The 15,682-nt window shown below is 35.1% G+C and carries 22 protein-coding genes and 2 pseudogenes; 15 read left to right on the top strand and 9 right to left on the bottom strand.

All coding sequences use genetic code 11. The features are described from left to right. Positions 1-14: 14 nt before the first annotated feature. Positions 15-473: a universal stress protein gene (locus ILS93_RS10855; RefSeq protein ID WP_001066680.1), complete on the bottom strand. Its 459-nt coding sequence runs from the start codon at positions 471-473 to the stop codon at positions 15-17. Between the two features lie 147 nt (positions 474-620). Here ILS93_RS10855 and ILS93_RS10850 point away from each other — a divergent pair, with 147 nt between their 5' ends. Continuing rightward, the gene (locus ILS93_RS10850) at positions 621-1,412 is read left to right on the top strand and encodes an SDR family oxidoreductase (protein WP_088048143.1); all 792 of its coding nucleotides are present in this window, start codon (positions 621-623) and stop codon (positions 1,410-1,412) included. A 213-nt stretch (positions 1,413-1,625) separates the two neighbouring features. Beyond that, a complete protein-coding gene (gene ald / locus ILS93_RS10845; protein ID WP_001219390.1) occupies positions 1,626-2,759 on the top strand; it encodes an alanine dehydrogenase in 1,134 nt (377 codons plus the stop codon). 51 nt (positions 2,760-2,810) lie between these two features. On the opposite strand, the gene ILS93_RS10840 is transcribed toward ald, so the two are convergent. Together ILS93_RS10840 and ILS93_RS10835 are read right to left on the bottom strand one after the other, a co-directional pair. Then, a complete protein-coding gene (locus ILS93_RS10840) occupies positions 2,811-3,236 on the bottom strand; it encodes a hypothetical protein (protein WP_064474591.1) in 426 nt (141 codons plus the stop codon). After that, on the bottom strand, positions 3,233-3,496 hold the full coding sequence (locus tag ILS93_RS10835) for a helix-turn-helix transcriptional regulator (protein WP_141554606.1): 264 nt from the start codon (positions 3,494-3,496) through the stop codon (positions 3,233-3,235). The genes ILS93_RS10840 and ILS93_RS10835 overlap by 4 nt, the downstream gene beginning before the upstream one ends. A 131-nt stretch (positions 3,497-3,627) precedes the next feature. Here ILS93_RS10835 and ILS93_RS10830 point away from each other — a divergent pair, with 131 nt between their 5' ends. The 6 genes and pseudogenes from ILS93_RS10830 (at position 3,628) to ILS93_RS10805 (ending at position 6,108) form a co-directional block, all read left to right on the top strand. After that, positions 3,628-4,056, top strand: coding sequence for a hypothetical protein (locus tag ILS93_RS10830; protein WP_222660438.1), 429 nt, complete (start codon positions 3,628-3,630; stop codon positions 4,054-4,056). 43 nt (positions 4,057-4,099) lie between these two features. Next, a complete protein-coding gene (locus tag ILS93_RS10825) occupies positions 4,100-4,432 on the top strand; it encodes a cupin domain-containing protein (protein WP_064474594.1) in 333 nt (110 codons plus the stop codon). Continuing rightward, positions 4,429-5,217 (top strand): GNAT family N-acetyltransferase, encoded by a 789-nt coding sequence (locus tag ILS93_RS10820; RefSeq protein ID WP_064474595.1) that lies wholly within the window; start codon positions 4,429-4,431, stop codon positions 5,215-5,217. The genes ILS93_RS10825 and ILS93_RS10820 overlap by 4 nt, the downstream gene beginning before the upstream one ends. Before the next feature lie 2 nt (positions 5,218-5,219). Further along, the gene (locus ILS93_RS10815; protein WP_222660436.1) at positions 5,220-5,564 is read left to right on the top strand and encodes a DUF6176 family protein; all 345 of its coding nucleotides are present in this window, start codon (positions 5,220-5,222) and stop codon (positions 5,562-5,564) included. Between the two features lie 92 nt (positions 5,565-5,656). After that, positions 5,657-5,838: pseudogene (locus tag ILS93_RS28945) on the top strand (anti sigma factor C-terminal domain-containing protein); the annotation flags it as partial. 63 nt (positions 5,839-5,901) lie between these two features. Then, positions 5,902-6,108 (top strand): hypothetical protein, encoded by a 207-nt coding sequence (locus ILS93_RS10805; protein WP_001248905.1) that lies wholly within the window; start codon positions 5,902-5,904, stop codon positions 6,106-6,108. Between the two features lie 13 nt (positions 6,109-6,121). Here ILS93_RS10805 and ILS93_RS10800 read toward each other — a convergent pair whose 3' ends face one another. Beyond that, complete coding sequence (locus tag ILS93_RS10800; RefSeq protein ID WP_088048022.1) at positions 6,122-6,949, bottom strand: DUF2785 domain-containing protein; 828 nt, start codon at positions 6,947-6,949, stop codon at positions 6,122-6,124. A 94-nt stretch (positions 6,950-7,043) separates the two neighbouring features. On the opposite strand from ILS93_RS10800, the pseudogene ILS93_RS10795 reads away from it, so the two are divergent. After that, a pseudogene (locus tag ILS93_RS10795) lies at positions 7,044-7,418 on the top strand (hypothetical protein). 40 nt (positions 7,419-7,458) lie between these two features. Here the strand turns inward: ILS93_RS10795 and pepQ are convergent. Next, entirely contained in the window at positions 7,459-8,556 is a 1,098-nt protein-coding gene (gene pepQ / locus ILS93_RS10790) for a Xaa-Pro dipeptidase (RefSeq protein WP_088048023.1), read from the bottom strand. A 149-nt stretch (positions 8,557-8,705) separates the two neighbouring features. Between pepQ and ILS93_RS10785 the strand changes: the two genes are divergently transcribed. Next, positions 8,706-9,389 carry a metal-dependent hydrolase gene (locus ILS93_RS10785; RefSeq protein WP_222660434.1) on the top strand — a complete coding sequence of 228 codons (684 nt, stop codon included), beginning with the start codon at positions 8,706-8,708 and terminating at the stop codon, positions 9,387-9,389. Positions 9,390-9,429: 40 nt separating this feature from the next. Here the strand turns inward: ILS93_RS10785 and ILS93_RS10780 are convergent, their stop codons facing one another. Beyond that, a complete protein-coding gene (locus tag ILS93_RS10780) occupies positions 9,430-9,588 on the bottom strand; it encodes a hypothetical protein (RefSeq protein WP_176542836.1) in 159 nt (52 codons plus the stop codon). A 247-nt stretch (positions 9,589-9,835) separates the two neighbouring features. On the opposite strand from ILS93_RS10780, the gene ILS93_RS10775 reads away from it, so the two are divergent. The 4 genes from ILS93_RS10775 to ILS93_RS10760 all read left to right on the top strand — a co-directional run bounded on the left by ILS93_RS10775 (position 9,836) and on the right by ILS93_RS10760 (position 13,043). Then, positions 9,836-11,149 carry a CBS domain-containing protein gene (locus ILS93_RS10775; protein WP_000201565.1) on the top strand — a complete coding sequence of 438 codons (1,314 nt, stop codon included), beginning with the start codon at positions 9,836-9,838 and terminating at the stop codon, positions 11,147-11,149. 148 nt (positions 11,150-11,297) lie between these two features. Beyond that, positions 11,298-11,621, top strand: coding sequence for a hypothetical protein (locus tag ILS93_RS10770; protein ID WP_064474600.1), 324 nt, complete (start codon positions 11,298-11,300; stop codon positions 11,619-11,621). A 127-nt stretch (positions 11,622-11,748) separates the two neighbouring features. Further along, positions 11,749-12,690: a phosphotransferase enzyme family protein gene (locus tag ILS93_RS10765; RefSeq protein ID WP_222660432.1), complete on the top strand. Its 942-nt coding sequence runs from the start codon at positions 11,749-11,751 to the stop codon at positions 12,688-12,690. A gap of 89 nt (positions 12,691-12,779) precedes the next feature. Next, on the top strand, positions 12,780-13,043 hold the full coding sequence (locus ILS93_RS10760) for a DUF3949 domain-containing protein (RefSeq protein ID WP_000093751.1): 264 nt from the start codon (positions 12,780-12,782) through the stop codon (positions 13,041-13,043). A 17-nt stretch (positions 13,044-13,060) separates the two neighbouring features. On the opposite strand, the gene ILS93_RS10755 is transcribed toward ILS93_RS10760, so the two are convergent. Next, on the bottom strand, positions 13,061-13,357 hold the full coding sequence (locus tag ILS93_RS10755; protein ID WP_001144772.1) for a YtpI family protein: 297 nt from the start codon (positions 13,355-13,357) through the stop codon (positions 13,061-13,063). A 240-nt stretch (positions 13,358-13,597) separates the two neighbouring features. Here ILS93_RS10755 and ILS93_RS10750 point away from each other — a divergent pair, with 240 nt between their 5' ends. After that, positions 13,598-14,530 (top strand): DHH family phosphoesterase, encoded by a 933-nt coding sequence (locus ILS93_RS10750; RefSeq protein WP_000545141.1) that lies wholly within the window; start codon positions 13,598-13,600, stop codon positions 14,528-14,530. Positions 14,531-14,763: 233 nt separating this feature from the next. Here the strand turns inward: ILS93_RS10750 and ytrI are convergent, their stop codons facing one another. Then, entirely contained in the window at positions 14,764-15,267 is a 504-nt protein-coding gene (gene ytrI / locus ILS93_RS10745; protein ID WP_064474603.1) for a sporulation membrane protein YtrI, read from the bottom strand. Beyond that, complete coding sequence (locus ILS93_RS10740) at positions 15,264-15,677, bottom strand: YtrH family sporulation protein (protein ID WP_002008713.1); 414 nt, start codon at positions 15,675-15,677, stop codon at positions 15,264-15,266. Before ILS93_RS10740 ends, ytrI begins: the two co-directional genes overlap by 4 nt. Positions 15,678-15,682 lie beyond the last annotated feature (5 nt).

Raw genomic sequence — 15,682 nt, 5'->3', positions numbered from 1 at the left:
GTTTTATTTATAAATTAAAGATCGCCTTGCTCCTCATCACCACGAACAACAAGGACATCGCATTTCGCATAGCGAATAATATGTTCAGAGACGCTACCAATTAGGAAACGCTCAACAGCATTTAAACCAGTTGCACCACACATAATTAAATCTACTTTATGGTTTGGAGCAATTTCTTTTGAAATTTTAGATTTAGGATTACCAAATTCTAATACAGTTTCAATTTTTTCAAGGCCAGCTTCAAGCGCAGTTTTTTTGTAGTCTTCTAATAAGTCTTCTGCAAATAGATTTGCACGTTCAGCGATTGCGCGGCTATAAGCTTCTACTGCTGAGTATGCTTTTACATCAACGATATGAGCAATTGTTAATGTTGCATTGTTACGTTTTGCGACTTGAATTGCTTTTTTAAAAGCTCTTTCTGCTTCTTTAGAACCGTCCACCGCGATTAAAATATTTGTATATGTATTATTCATAGTAAATTCCTCCCAATCATTTTTATTACCGCTTACAACTTTATTATAAAACAAATTTTGGTAATGTGCTTGTCGGAAACGTTACAGAATTTTGAAAACTTTGCTTTAATTCATTTTAGTTGTAATTGGGGCGAGAACTTGTTACATATGAAGTATAGCAATTTAAAAGGAGGCATGTTTGTGAGACACGCGCTCATTACAGCCGGTACGAAAGGTTTAGGAAAGCAAGTAACAGAAAAGTTATTGGCTAAAGGATATTCAGTAACAGTAACATACCATAGCGATATGGCGGCTATGGAAACGATGAAAGAAACATATAAAAATATGGAAGAGCGTCTACAATTCGTGCAAGCGGATGTCACGAAAAAGGAAGATTTACATAAAATAGTAGAAGAAGCGATAAGCCATTTTGGCAAAATTGACTTTTTAATTAATAATGCTGGTCCATATGTATTTGAACGAAAAAAGTTAGTTGATTATGAAGAAGACGAATGGAATGAAATGATTCAGGGTAATTTAACAGCGGTGTTTCATTTGTTGAAACTTGTCGTTCCAGTTATGAGAAAACAGAACTTTGGTCGTATTATTAATTACGGATTCCAAGGGGCAGATAGTGCACCAGGATGGATTTATCGTTCAGCTTTTGCAGCAGCGAAAGTAGGACTTGTTTCATTAACAAAAACAGTTGCTTACGAAGAAGCAGAATATGGTATTACTGCAAATATGGTATGTCCTGGTGATATTATTGGTGAAATGAAAGAAGCGACAATTCAAGAAGCACGTCAGTTGAAAGAACGTAACACACCAATTGGTAGATCTGGAACAGGTGAAGATATCGCAAGAACGATTTCGTTTTTATGTGAGGACGATTCCGATATGATTACCGGTACAATTATTGAAGTAACTGGTGCAGTAGATGTTATTCATAGACATCGATAGAATAAAATAAAGTGAAGTCTCGAATAATTGGACAGTTTATCCTGTATGCTGAGAGGTGCGGATAATACTGTCCTTTAATGTAAGGTTAAATCTATCGGAAAGCTTGTATTAATTTTTGTCAAATATTGAGATATTATGTTAAAATATAAGAGCATAGAAAGCGCTTTAAAAAATGATTCAGGGGTCATTTCATAACTCAAGGGGGAACTAATAATGCGTATCGGTATTCCAACAGAAATTAAAAACAATGAAAACCGCGTGGCGATGACGCCAGCGGGAGCTGTACATTTAGTACAAAATGGTCATGAAGTTTTTGTTCAAAAAGGAGCAGGTATAGGATCAGGCTTTACAGATGAAGAATACGTACAAGCTGGTGCGAAACTTGTTGAAACTGCTGAAGAAGCATGGAATCAAGATATGGTTATGAAGGTAAAAGAGCCAGTTGCAAGTGAATACGGCTATTTCCGCGAAGGTTTAATTTTATTCACATACTTACACTTAGCTCCAGAACCAGAATTAACGAAAGCATTAATTGATAACAAAGTGGTATCAATTGCATACGAAACAGTGCAATTAGACAATCGTTCTTTACCATTACTTGCACCTATGAGTGAAGTAGCTGGTCGTATGTCTGCACAAATCGGTGCACAATTCCTTGAGAAAAACAAAGGTGGTAAAGGTATTTTACTCGCAGGCGTTCCAGGGGTAAAACGCGGCAAAGTAACAATTATCGGCGGTGGTCAAGCTGGTACAAACGCAGCGAAGATTGCAGTAGGTTTAGGTGCAGATGTAACAATCATCGACTTAAGTGCAGAACGTCTTCGTCAATTAGACGACATTTTCGGTAACCAAGTAAAAACGTTAATGTCTAATCCATACAACATTGCAGAAGCTGTAAAAGAGTCTGATCTTGTTATTGGTGCGGTATTAATTCCAGGTGCAAAAGCGCCAAAACTTGTAACAGAAGAAATGATTCAATCAATGGAACCAGGTTCTGTCGTTGTAGATATCGCGATTGACCAAGGTGGTATTTTTGAAACAACTGACCGTATTACAACTCACGACAACCCGACTTACGAAAAACATGGCGTTGTTCATTATGCAGTTGCTAATATGCCAGGAGCAGTTCCACGTACATCAACTCTTGCATTAACAAACGTAACAGTACCATATGCAGTACAAATTGCGAACAAAGGCTACAAAGATGCTTGCTTAGGAAACACTGCATTACTAAAAGGTATTAACACATTAGATGGATACGTAACATTCGAAGCAGTTGCAGAAGCTCATGGCTTACAATACGCTGATGCGAAAGAGCTTCTTGAAAAAGCTCCTGCTTTATCATAATAGAAATACATGTAAGCCCCTCCTTTTGTAAGGAGGGGCTTTTTACTTGGGTTAATTGTCTAGTTTCTTTACAATTCTCAATCCGAACATCATTGTAAAGAAAAGAATGCCGAACAAGTAATACAAGGCATACTCAACTCGTATCATCGAATTTTTGTCAGTGATATATAAAATAAATAGTATCGCAGAACCGATTAAATGAGAGAGGCCGAAAATTTGCGCCATAAGTTTTAAACTCATCTTCTCGATTCTTTCATCCATCTCAGGTAATGGATATTTCTCGGAATCGTTCTTTTTTTTCTTAAAGAATATTCGTTTCACTATGAATAGTATTAAGGCTAAGAGTATGTATACGCCAGCGAATAGAAGGACAGAACTAATCTTTTCTTCATCATTATTATTGAAATAAAGAAAAGTTGAACCTAACAATAAAATGGTAAGATGCGAAATGAACTCTTGATTAAAAGTATTTTTCATTCTTTTTCCTCCCCAGTTTTATCTAATTGAAATAAATCTTCTACTTTACAGTTGAAAAACTCACATAATTTCAATGCTAATTCTAAACTCGGGTTGTATTTATTCTTCTCGATAGCGATGAGGGATTGTCTAGTGATTTGAACAGAGGAAGCTAATTGTTCTTGGGTGATGTCTCTAACGACGCGGAATTGTTTCACCTTATTTTTAATCAAATATACAAAGTCTCCTTTTTGTAAATTTGTTACATTTATCATATCCATTTTTAGGTAATAAGTAAATAAAACTTTACAAAAAGTAAACAAAACTTTACGTAAAATATAGCTTGTTATGATGTTGTTTTTTGTGATAATTTGGAATTAAATGAAAAGTGAAAGTCGATAGAGGGGATTCAATGGGGAGTAAAAATAGGAAGAAAAAGCAAGCCAAAAGACAAAAGTATATAAAGAAAAAACAGGAACAGAACATACCTCTTTCAAAAAAAGTAGTCATTATGATAGAAAAAACATTTCGGTATATTTGTATGGGCCTGTATGTAATTTTGTGTCTTTATTCAGCTAGGGTGTTTTACAGTTTTGGGATAACACCCAATATTATTGAGAATGTTTTTGGATATATCCTTGTCGCAATAGAGTTAGTCTTATTCTTTATATTATTTAATAAAGTATGGCCTAGTCATGAAAGTAAGAGGGATAGGAAAAGCAAAAAGAGCAAAAAATCTTCATCCGATTCAAGCTCATCAAGCGGATTTGGTGATTATAGTAGCAACGATTGTAGCAGCTCAAGTGATGGTGGAGGAGATTGCGGAGGTGGCGGAGACTAAGTTAGTTTTCAGAAGAACGACTAGTGAAAGGGTGAGATGAAATATGGAAACTGTGAATTTATTAGAATTAACAAAGGACATTCAAGATCAACACAAAAATTTCGTCGTTTCAAATGTAAATAATCATTGCTTACGAATCGCCGTATTTACTGGTGAATATGATTGGCACTATCATTCTAATTCGGATGAATTGTTTATTGTGTTAGAGGGAGAACTACTTATCGATTTTGAAGATGGAGAGACGGCGGTTTTAAAGCCAAATGATTCTATCTTAATTCCAGCGTGCAAGATCCATAGAACGAGAGCATTAAAGAGAACAGTAAATCTTTGTTTTGAAAATATAGAAGCTGATACGATTAAAGTGGAGCAGTTATGAAAAAATTATCTGTAGCCGAGTATAGAAAAATCCTTCCGATTTTAGAAAGTAATACAGGAACGACGACGTTTGCTTATGCGGTATGTGACCAAATGATAGATGGTGAGATTTTTGCCAACGAGAAGTTAACAGCAGGATTAATTCGTACAGCTAATGGTATCTATTATTTATTTGGTGATACTTATGATCAAAATTATAACGAAGATTTATTTTCCTATTTAAAAATGGCTATTGAAACAACAGAGAAGAGATTTACACTCTTCACTTCGAGTGACGAGTGGGAAATGATGATTGAAGGGCGTTTTAGTAATGCACTTCGGGACATGCCTCGAATGAAATTCCAACGAGAAATTTCTGAAGAGAGAAAACGAGATGCAAACAAAAATACATATGAAGTGAAGCGTATTGATAAAAGTGATATAGAACGAAGTAGTGAATTTACAGAGGAGTATTATAAAGAATATTGGGGATCAAAAGAGCTATTTTTGAACGGTGGTTTCGGATTTTGTATAGAACAAGATGGGATAATTGTAGCTGAATGTGTTTCGATATTTAGTGGGAATGGATTTGCTGAAATTGATATTGTGACGCAGGAAGCATATCAAGGGAAAGGATTAGCCCAAGCTGTTGCACAACGGTTCATTGAACATTGCACACAAAATGATATTACACCGTGCTGGGATTGTTATGTAGACAATATTCCTTCGCAAAAATTAGCTAGTAAATTAAGTTTTTATAATCCAATAGAATATAGATTGTTTGTACGTAAGAAAACGGGGGAATAAAAATGAATGTGGAGTTAACGAGATTTAAGGTGAAACAAGGTAAAAGTCATCGTGTAGATGAATGGATGCAGCTTCTTAATGGCAATATGAAAGAAGTGCTTTTGACACTAAACGACGAAAAGGTGTACGTTGAGACAATTTTCCGGGAAATAAGAGATGGAGAAGAGTACTTATATTGGTATTCTGTGCAAGGAGAAGGCGGGGCTCTTGTCGAAAATTCTCATCATGAAATTGATAAAAAGCACTTAGCGTTTTGGTATGAATGTATTGATGAAGAAGCACGGTCTGTTGATATGAAAACAGAAGTCGTTATGATTCAAGATGTTGTGAAGGAAGCGATGAAATAATAGAATAGTATGTTGGAGAGAAGTGCATCAAAATAGGTGTGCTTTTTATTTTGAAAAAATTTTAAAAAGAAAAGTGTTATTTAGATATCTTTGAAAATAAAGGAGGATGTCAAAAGAAATTTAGGACAAACTATAATGAGATGAAAACTTCGAATCAAAAGACCTACCAATATACGGTGTAGTTGCAACAGGCAAAACAGAGGATTTACAAAGTTTACAAGGAGCACCATATATTAAGGCTGCTGTTAGAGGTGTAACAGTTGAGAAATATTGATTACAAGCGATAAATGTGAATAATCAGAAAATTTATGTTATAATATGGGAAAAGGAGGTTCATATGAGGCAAATACATGGAGCAATTTATATTTACATAACAATGTTTTTCGTGGCGATATCCTATGGATTAGGGCACGTGTATTCGCATCCTATACTAACTTTTTTGAGCGGAGCATGTATGGCGTTTGCGCTTCTTGTCCACCTTTTCTCAGTTTGGATCGTGAAATTTCAATTAAATATTAGTGAAATAGAAGAAGGCACTTTTTAAAGGGCCTTCTTTTTTAGTAATGTTGGCGAAGTCCTTGTAGTAATTTTTCAATTTCGTATTCAGTTTCTTTACATATAGACATTGTACGTAATCTGAAAAATAAGCTACGTAAGAAAGATTTTATATTTCCGTATAGAAACTCGTACGATTCAATATGTAGTGTTTGTTTTTGGACTGGTAATTGGTCTACTAAGTCATGAAGAGCTGCTATGAGTACTTCTTCCTTTAGACCATTTTGTAGCATTGAGACAATCGGATAAACGAGTCGTTCGTCTTCTTCATGTTTATAGTAAATAGAATGGACACAAACTTTGTTTAATAAAGTTTGTAATATTTCTTCGTAATATAAAGTTTCCAGTTTAGGACTACGAACAAGCGCTTCAAATGTATCAGAAGCATGAGCGATACTGTGTGCCCAGCCGTGGTCTTGAACATATCCACGGAAATCATGTTCATTGTTCATATATAGAATCAATTGATCTTTTACAGTTAAAATATCATTCTGTGATAAGAAATTATATTTTGTATCAGCATCAATAATGAGCGCAAGTAATAATGTCGTAAATGCACGAGTAAATACAGCATCTTCGTCATCCGAATGAATTTTATACAATAAATATTTTTCACTAATGCTTTCTAATAATAGTTTCTGTAATTGTGTGTGTGAAATGTAGTCCTTTTTGATGAGATGGTAAAAAGTAGAGTAAATAAGTTTGTCTCTTAAATAGCTATCGGTAACACCGATATGCTCAAACATATTGGAACTTAAAGAATCAATGTTAAGTGTGTTATCCAATATGTAATTATTATTACGAATTTCTTCTAACTGTTGTTGTAACATATAAACCTCCTATTTTAGAAAATTCTGTATTTTTATAATATGATAAGAGGGAGAAATAGACAATAAATAAGTGCTTTTGAATGGAGGGGGCATTATGAAGAGAGCGTTATTCTTTTTCATTAGTATTTTCTTTTTAGGAAGTTGTTCGATTTCGTATGTTACTTTTTCTAGCGAGAGCAAAAGTTGGACGGGGCAATATAAAGGGTATATTAAGGATGACAGTGAAGATGGAATGTTTACGTTTCAATATAAGGGCGGAGATGGAAAGACAGAATTTTAAAATTTAGAGATTGCTATTAATGGAGCCTTTAGTGCAATGACAGAAACGTCAGAAGTTCATAAAGGAGCAAGGATTGAAATGAAATCTTCTTGTGTAAGTTGTGCACCTCTATCTAAAGATGAACCGATAGAAGTTGTAATTAAATGGGATGATAAGTATGAGGAGAAGATGGTGTTAAATTTGAAATAGTAGAGAAATAAAAAAAGGCAGCACTTACGCTGCCTTTTTATTATTTCACAAATTGTAATTCTTTCGGGAATTTCGTTAAAATTTCTGACCCGTCTTGTGTGATGTAAATATCATCTTCAATACGAACGCCACCTACGTTTGGTACGTAAATACCTGGCTCGATTGTGAAGACCATACCTTCTTTTAATGGAGACTCGTTACCAGCTTTTACATCTGGATATTCGTGTACGCTAATTCCAAGTCCGTGACCAAGGCGGTGTGGGAAGAAGTCGCCGTAACCTGCATCTGCGATAACAGAACGAGCAGCGTTGTCGATTGCGCCAAGTGTAACACCTGGTTTACATGCTTCAACTGCTTGTAGTTGTCCAGCAAGTACAGTGTTATAAATGCGAGTTTGTTCTTCAGAAATTTCACCGAATGCCACTGTACGTGTAATGTCAGAGCAATAACCTTCAATGATTACGCCTAAATCAAATAGTACGAAATCGCCGCGTTTCATTTTGTTTGCACCTGGAATACCGTGTGGAAGAGCAGAGTTTGCACCTGCTAATACCATCGTATCAAATGACATTTTATGTATGCCTTTTGTTTTTAATTCGTGTTCAATAATTGCTAATACTTCTAGCTCGCTACGATTTTCTTTAATTGCATTTACACCAACTTCAACAGCGTAGTCCGCCATTTTAGCTGCTTCGCGTAAAATAGAAAGTTCTTTTTCATCTTTAATTAAGCGAAGTTCACGAACTTTCTCCTCAGCTGATTTGAAAGCTGCATTTGGGAATAACTTTGTTAATTCTTCGTAGCGCTCTACGTTTAAATGTTCTTTTTCAATTGCAACTGCATTTGCATTGATGCCGCGGTCTTTAATTGCTTTTGCAATCATATCCCATGGTCTGTCAGTATCAGTAAATCCGATAATTTCATGTGCCCAGCCAGCGTTACGCGCTTGACCTTCTTCCATTTTAGGGCAAATTAAAATAGGTTCTTTTTCTTGGAATACAAACATGCCAAGAAGTCTTTCGTGTGGTTCACAGTGGAAGTTTGTCATGTAGAAAACGTTTGGTGTAGAAGTTAAGAACGCAGCTTCTACGTTTTTTTCTTTTAGCCATTGCATTAAATTTTCTAATCTAGCATTCATCGATTGGCACCCCCGAAATATTTAATTACAAATATAACTTTACATCGGAGGAAAGCGTTATGACAAGTAAATCGATGTTAGAAAAGACAGGGAATTGAAAAATCATGTAGAATAAAAAGTGAGAATGTGAATAGGGGAGGAATGTAATAATGAAAGTATCTTATCATGGACATTCAGTTGTAAAAATTGAAACGAATGGAAAAGTGATTTTAATTGATCCATTTTTAACTGGAAATCCGAAGACAGATTTAAAGGCCGAAGATGTAAAAGTAGATGCGATTCTTTTATCACATGGACATGGTGATCATGTTGGAGATACAGTAGAGCTTGCGAAGAAAAATAATGCAGTTGTTGTGGCACCATTTGAACTAGCGACATTTTTAAGTTGGCAAGGTGTAAATACACATCCGATGCATATTGGTGGTTCGCATGAATTTGACTTCGGAAAAGTGAAGTTTACACAAGCATTCCACGGTTCTAGTTATATTGATGAAGAAAATAAGACGATTACATATACAGGTATGCCAGCAGGTATTTTATTTACAGCAGAAGAGAAAACTGTATACCATGCAGGAGATACCGCTCTATTCTCTGATATAAAATTAATAGGGGAACTGAATAACATTGATATAGCGTTTTTACCAATTGGTGATAATTTCACAATGGGACCAGAAGATGCTGTTTTAGCAGCGAAATGGACTCAGGCGAAAACTGTTGTACCGATGCATTACAATACGTTCCCAGTAATTGAACAAGACCCATATCAATTTGTAGAAAAGCTACAAAATTGTACAGGAAAAGTATTAGAAGCTGGAGAAAGTATTACACTATAGAAAAGAAACCCTTCATTTGAAAAGACAAGTGAAGGGTTTTTTACGTGTGTAGGACAGCTTTTAAAGGTTGTACTTGTTTTGATGATTTTTTTCTTTTTGGAAGTGGCTGTTCAGGCGTTTCATTCAATTCCATTGCAACTTTTTTTCCGTCTACGAAAGCTAAAAATACAGCACTTACAACTTCTAATAATTTTTTCATCATATATCCGCTCCTTTGTTTCATTTCTTGTCTTAATTGTATATTGAAGCGGCTGGACAAACTATCGAACGAGATGACAAAACCATTCCATTGTTGTAATAGAAGAAGTAGTGTCATGTAAGCCGTATTTTGTTATAAAAAAAATAGTACAGATATATAAAGAGAGAGTGTAACAGTTTTGAAAATATAGTATACTAAAAATACAACACATGAAGAATTTAGGGAAAAGAAAGTATGGTGAAACCATTTGGCTACCAAGCATAACCAAATTTTAGAACATATTAATGGCCTGCCAGTAGGGCATAAAATTTCTGTAAGGCAAATTGCAAAAGATTTGAGTGTAAGTGAAGGGACAGCTTACCGTGCAATTAAAGATGCAGAAAATAAAGGATATGTTAGTACGATTGAACGTGTCGGAACAATTCGAATTGAACAAAAGAAGAAAGAGAATATTGAAAAGCTGACATATGCAGAAGTCGTTAACATTGTCGATGGTCAAGTACTTGGGGGCAGAGAGGGACTACATAAAACGTTAAATAAATTCGTAATCGGGGCAATGAAATTAGAAGCGATGATGCGCTATACAGAAGCTGGAAACTTACTTATTATCGGTAACCGTACGAACGCACATCAATTAGCGTTAGAAGCCGGAGCTGCGGTATTGATTACGGGCGGATTTGATACGGAAGATCATGTGAAGAAATTAGCAGATGAATTAAAATTGCCGATTATTTCAAGTAGTTACGATACATTTACAGTTGCGACGTTAATTAACCGTGCAATTTACGATCAGCTTATTAAGAAAGAAATTGTCCTCGTTGAAGATATTTTAACGCCAATTGAAGAGACGTTATATTTAAAGCCGAATGATACAGTGCAACAATGGCATGCGTACAATGAAGAAACGATGCATGGGCGTTATCCAATTGTTGATGAAAATAAAAAGGTGTTAGGTATCGTAACTTCAAAAGATATGATTGGTGTAGCGAAAGAAACACCAATTGATAAAGTAATGACAAAGCATCCAATTACGGTAAATGGAAAAATGTCTGTCGCAGCTGCAGCACGTATGATGGTGTGGGAAGGAATTGAGTTACTTCCTGTTGTTGATGAAGGAAATAAACTGCAAGGTATTATTAGCCGTCAAGATGTACTTCAGGCGTTGCAAATGATTCAGCGTCAACCACAAGTCGGTGAAACAATCGATGATATTGTAACGAATCAATTTATGACGCCGAAAGAAGCGAAAAATGAACATTTATATCAATTTTCAGTGACGCCGCAAATGACGAATTCAATCGGAACGTTATCTTACGGTGTATTCGCAACGATTGTGACGGAAGCAACGAATCGCGTTATTCGTGCGCAAAAGAAGAGCGATTTAATTGTTGAGAACTTAACAATTTATTTCGTAAAACCAGTTCAAATTGATAATGTTGTATCCGTACATCCGAAAGTATTAGAAATTGGGCGTAAATTTGGTAAGGTTGATGTAGAAGTGCATCATGAAGGCAATGTTGTCGGGAAAGCATTACTTATGGTGCAGTTGATCGATAAATAAAAAGATGGAGCAGACCGCTTTGGTTTGTTCCATCTTTTTTGTTAAAAGGATAGAAACAAAAAATAAATAACGTATCATTTCATATTTATAATAAAAATACTAAACAATTTGAAGATGTGGAAATGGAATAGTGATAAGGAGGAAGCGAATGGGCGGAATTCTTTTCTTTTTAGTTGTCATATGTTTCATCATTATTCATGTGTTAACGCATAGAAGAATGGACGCTATTAAAAAGAGGCTTTATTTTGTAAGTTTGACTCTTGCTAGTATAGGTGCCTTGATTCCTATATCAGGAGAAAATGAGCCGGATTTTCTTTACTTTGGTGTACCGGCTGAAACGTTTGTTTATTATGGTGGGTGGGAATGTTGGTTTAATCCATTAGTTTTTTTCTTTAACTTTATTTTGTTTTATTGGATTTTGAAGCTATTGTTTAAGTTACGTAAGAGTTCGGATAGAGAAGTGAAAAAATAGAAGGATATGTATCAATGTGGATAGAAAATTGGTTGTTAGTCGATTACGCTACTAATCGTTAAGAGATAACAATAATGTAATTGGATAAAAGAGACTACGCTTCACTATAGGAACTAGGGGGAGAAGAATGGATTTTCACACTAAAGAGCAGTTATGTAAGCAATATAATTTAAATAGTCTTACGAAAGTTTCATTGTTACATGGGGGAGAAAATCAAACATATATATTCGAATCGGACAAAAATAAATTTGTAGTTAGGCAGTACAGAGAAGGACGTTATACATGCGAGCAAATAGAGGCTGAAATACATTGGTTAATAGCGATACAAAAACAAATGTTAGTACCAGAAGTAGTTGTCAATAAAAGTGGTGATTTGATCACACCTATTATGAAAGGTGAGGGAAGTATCCAGTATTTTGTTGTCTTTAGGCTTATAAACGGAAGTGAAATTTTAGAACCAAAGGATAAAGATTATGAAAAGCTTGGATCATTAATGCGAATGTTTCATGAAAAAACAAATGGAGTGCTCAAAAGAGTACCGCAAACTTGGAGAGGTTATGAAAGGCCTATATATAGTGAGCAAAAGGTAAACCATGAACCTTTACAACGATTACTAAATGCTTCATTTCTATCGCATGCGGATAAGCATAAGTGCATAAGAATTGCAGAAAGAATACAAGAACTCGAAAATTCAACTCAACTAGGAGAAAAACAATTTGTTCACGGTGATATGCATTTTGGCAATGTTCTTGTAGACAGAGAGGATTGGTATTTACTCGATTTTGATGAATGTGGATTTGGCTATAAAGAGTTTGATATTGGTGTTCCGAGATTGCATTTAATTGCTTCGGGACAGTTAGAAGACGCATGGGGGAATTTCATGATGGGATATGGGGAAAATATTTCGGAAGCAGCTATTCGACTTGGGACTGCTTCGAGAATTTTTTATATGGCGGGAAAGATTCCGTTAAGACTGGATATCGAGCCTATTAGAAAAGATCCCGGTGCTTTTATTCGGCGATATGTTCAGTATGCTGAAGAGGAATTATGTGGTGAGACAATTGTATAACTAAAAAACAGAATATTAATTTAATTAGAGTTTATACTATGTTATAATTGAATTGTAAGAAAATGGATTTAGGGAAGGTGGTATGCATTATGTCATCAGAAGTGCTCTTTTTTGGTGGGATCGCACTATTTTACTTTCTTGTGATGATACCGCTTCAATATTTATATTTACAAGGTTTACATGAAAAAAAGAAACGAACAGGATTATCTCAGCAAGAATTATATGAAAAAATGTCTTTTGAAGAAGAACAATTACATTTTCACGTACAAGGCAACCCCTTTAATATACCGTCTGCGTTTGTTGCATATATGATTTTAAAAGTTAGGGGACGTAAAAAAGCATCACAATATTGATGCTTTTTTATGTTGCTTCAGACAGATTCAGCTTCTTCAACTGCTAATGGTAAGAAATGTTTGTATTGGCGAAATCCATTAAATACACTTGCACTACCAAATAGAACAAATAAAACACCAACGATAATACGAGCGGTTGAAAGTTCTAAAAAGAATTGGTTTATCCCGAAGAATAAGACGAATGAACCAAGTGCCATTGCGGATTTTCCTGAGAGCCAACCTTTCTCCATTGGGCGGTTTGTACGAAAGTATTTTGTTTTGTAGAAGAGGTACAACATAAATGAGACGATAATACAGAAGACTAATACTGGCATAATGCACACTCCCATCGCTTTGTGAAAAATAATAGTGGAGAAAAAATAAATATCTAAAATTTCTAACTTTTATTATAAAGCAATTGTTCGCATGTATGAAATACTTTCCGTTATAATGAAGGATAAAGTGAAACTTTAATTAGTGCGGGGATGTTACTGCGTGCTAATGATTAGCCTGCACCGATTGGGATGTTACTGCACGTTAAAGTGGAGAAGTTGAGTAAAAAGGAGATTATACATATGCATGAGCAAATTTTAGGAGCAATTAAAGAGTTTGATACAATTATTATTCATCGTCATGTGCGTCCAGATCCAGATGCATTAGGTTCACAGGGCGGTCTTGGTACAATTCTACAAGAATCGTTTCCAGAGAAAAATATTTATACGGTTGGGTACAATGAACCGTCACTAGAATATTTACGAGTAATGGATGATATTGAAGATAGTGTATATGAAAATGCACTTGTTATCGTATGTGATACTGCGAACCAAGAACGTGTTGACGATCAACGCTATGCAAAAGGGAAGATGTTAATTAAAATTGATCATCATCCGAATGAAGATCCGTACGGAGATATTACGTGGGTAGATACGACAGCAAGTTCTACAAGTGAAATGATCTATGAGTTTTACAGTTATGGAAAAGATAAAGGATTACAGATAACGAAAGAAGCAGCTCGTCTTATTTTAGCGGGTATTGTTGGGGATACAGGTCGTTTCTTATTCCCGAATACAACAGCGAAAACACTTCGTTACGTAAGTGAGCTTGTTAATATGGATGTGAAATTCACAGATTTATACAATGAAATGTATAAGACGAAAGAAAAAATTGCTCGTTTAAACGGCTATATTTTACAAAACTTTACGATGGTAGAAGAAGGAGCAGCTTACATTAAATTAACGAAAGAAGTATTAGAAAAGTTTGATGTACTTCCTTCTGAGGCATCTGGCGTTGTTGGAGCACTTGGTAATATTGATGGATTAAAGTCGTGGGTTCTATTTTTAGAGGAAGACGATGTGATTCGTGTTCGTCTTCGCTCAAAAGGACCAGTGATAAATAAATTAGCGATGCAATATAATGGCGGAGGGCATCCGATGGCTTCTGGTGCAAAAGCATCTTCTTGGGAAGAAGCGGATCGTCTTTTTGCTGATTTACGTGAGCTGTGTAGATAAAAAATTGTATGTTGAACGAAAGAGAAGGAGGACGCTTAAGCCCTTCTTTTTTGTTTTTAAAATGAAACATCAATAAATAGGGGTTTTTTGTTATTTATGAGATTGATTTGATGGAATAATGAAAAACTCCCAAAAACGTCTTTTTTTATGTTTTAAGAGAACCCTCATGACGATAATAAAATAAAAAGCCCCTCCATCTATCGAGTTATATATGTCGATAAAGTGGAGGGATTTTATTTTTCTTTTTCTATAGCAATGCTAATTTCAAGCACGGTATCAAAAGATATTGTATCGACTTTAAAGCGGTATAGACGATCGTAATGTTTATACGTTTTATTTTCGATTGCTTTTTTGAGTAGGTCTTTATTTTTTGCGATACTTTGTATGTTTTTCGTTAAAAGATGCTGGAGGTCATTATGAATAGAAGTGGTCATATTTTCGAGTGTAAGATTGTCTAAATCGTATTTTTCTCGATTGATTATTTTTATTTTAATCTCTTGAATAGTTAAGAGTCGTTTATTTTCTGTATTCAATTTTTCTTGATCTTCGAGAAGGACGTGGAGCTTTGCTTCTTGTTTTTCTATAATTTCTTTTTGTTCTGCTATTTTAATAGCTTGTTCTTCTTGAAAAACACCGTATATGTACAAAAAAATAAACCAGCTCAACACGCCTCCAACAGCAGCACCAGCTAAAACTAAATACCATCTTTTTGCTGTATTGGCACTTGGTACTCTCATACATGTTCCTGCGTTAGCCATTTAATAATAATAAGACCGGTTTGCATACCACCCGTTGCGAAAAAAATAAGGAGAATTTGTTTTACGATATCTTTCATATCTCCGCCAAAGAAACTTCTTTCAAAGCTATAAAAAGTATCAAATGTTCCGCCAATTGCTGCAACGAGTGCCCAAATTCTTAAATTTTGGGCGAATTGATTAATGTAAGTTAGAGTTGGTTTTCCGATAAGAAATGCACCAAATCCACCAATTAATGAACCACCAAGTATAACCCCAAAGGCAATAAAATAACTAATAATAAGCAGAGAGAAAAAAGTATGTTCTCTTACATCCATCGTCATTCCCCTTTCTTCTTCATATATATGGACAAAGTATAAGAAGTATGTTTTGATTTCCGCTTTCCTCATCACCTATA

It is taken from the genome of Bacillus sp. 16GRE42 (assembly GCF_019837435.1).
Taxonomy (GTDB): domain Bacteria; phylum Bacillota; class Bacilli; order Bacillales; family Bacillaceae_G; genus Bacillus_A; species Bacillus_A wiedmannii.
Note: the sequence above shows the minus strand (reverse complement) of the source record. Positions and strands in the feature narration are given on the sequence as shown.

Bases quoted from the DNA above. Each gene is read 5' to 3' on its own strand.
- ILS93_RS10765 (WP_222660432.1), top strand. From the start codon at position 11,749: ATGGATTTTCACACTAAAGAGCAGTTATGTAAGCAATATAATTTAAAT.
- ILS93_RS10855 (WP_001066680.1), bottom strand. From the start codon at position 473: ATGAATAATACATATACAAATATTTTAATCGCGGTGGACGGTTCTAAA.
- ILS93_RS10825 (WP_064474594.1), top strand. From the start codon at position 4,100: ATGGAAACTGTGAATTTATTAGAATTAACAAAGGACATTCAAGATCAA.
- ILS93_RS10770 (WP_064474600.1), top strand. From the start codon at position 11,298: ATGGGCGGAATTCTTTTCTTTTTAGTTGTCATATGTTTCATCATTATT.
- ILS93_RS10755 (WP_001144772.1), bottom strand. From the start codon at position 13,357: ATGCCAGTATTAGTCTTCTGTATTATCGTCTCATTTATGTTGTACCTC.
- ILS93_RS10785 (WP_222660434.1), top strand. From the start codon at position 8,706: ATGAAAGTATCTTATCATGGACATTCAGTTGTAAAAATTGAAACGAAT.
- pepQ (WP_088048023.1), bottom strand. From the start codon at position 8,556: ATGAATGCTAGATTAGAAAATTTAATGCAATGGCTAAAAGAAAAAAAC.
- ILS93_RS10815 (WP_222660436.1), top strand. From the start codon at position 5,220: ATGAATGTGGAGTTAACGAGATTTAAGGTGAAACAAGGTAAAAGTCAT.
- ILS93_RS10750 (WP_000545141.1), top strand. From the start codon at position 13,598: ATGCATGAGCAAATTTTAGGAGCAATTAAAGAGTTTGATACAATTATT.
- ILS93_RS10850 (WP_088048143.1), top strand. From the start codon at position 621: ATGAAGTATAGCAATTTAAAAGGAGGCATGTTTGTGAGACACGCGCTC.
- ILS93_RS10830 (WP_222660438.1), top strand. From the start codon at position 3,628: ATGGGGAGTAAAAATAGGAAGAAAAAGCAAGCCAAAAGACAAAAGTAT.
- ald (WP_001219390.1), top strand. From the start codon at position 1,626: ATGCGTATCGGTATTCCAACAGAAATTAAAAACAATGAAAACCGCGTG.
- ILS93_RS10840 (WP_064474591.1), bottom strand. From the start codon at position 3,236: ATGAAAAATACTTTTAATCAAGAGTTCATTTCGCATCTTACCATTTTA.
- ILS93_RS10760 (WP_000093751.1), top strand. From the start codon at position 12,780: ATGTCATCAGAAGTGCTCTTTTTTGGTGGGATCGCACTATTTTACTTT.
- ytrI (WP_064474603.1), bottom strand. From the start codon at position 15,267: ATGAGAGTACCAAGTGCCAATACAGCAAAAAGATGGTATTTAGTTTTA.
- ILS93_RS10835 (WP_141554606.1), bottom strand. From the start codon at position 3,496: ATGGATATGATAAATGTAACAAATTTACAAAAAGGAGACTTTGTATAT.
- ILS93_RS10820 (WP_064474595.1), top strand. From the start codon at position 4,429: ATGAAAAAATTATCTGTAGCCGAGTATAGAAAAATCCTTCCGATTTTA.
- ILS93_RS10805 (WP_001248905.1), top strand. From the start codon at position 5,902: ATGAGGCAAATACATGGAGCAATTTATATTTACATAACAATGTTTTTC.
- ILS93_RS10800 (WP_088048022.1), bottom strand. From the start codon at position 6,949: ATGTTACAACAACAGTTAGAAGAAATTCGTAATAATAATTACATATTG.
- ILS93_RS10780 (WP_176542836.1), bottom strand. From the start codon at position 9,588: ATGAAAAAATTATTAGAAGTTGTAAGTGCTGTATTTTTAGCTTTCGTA.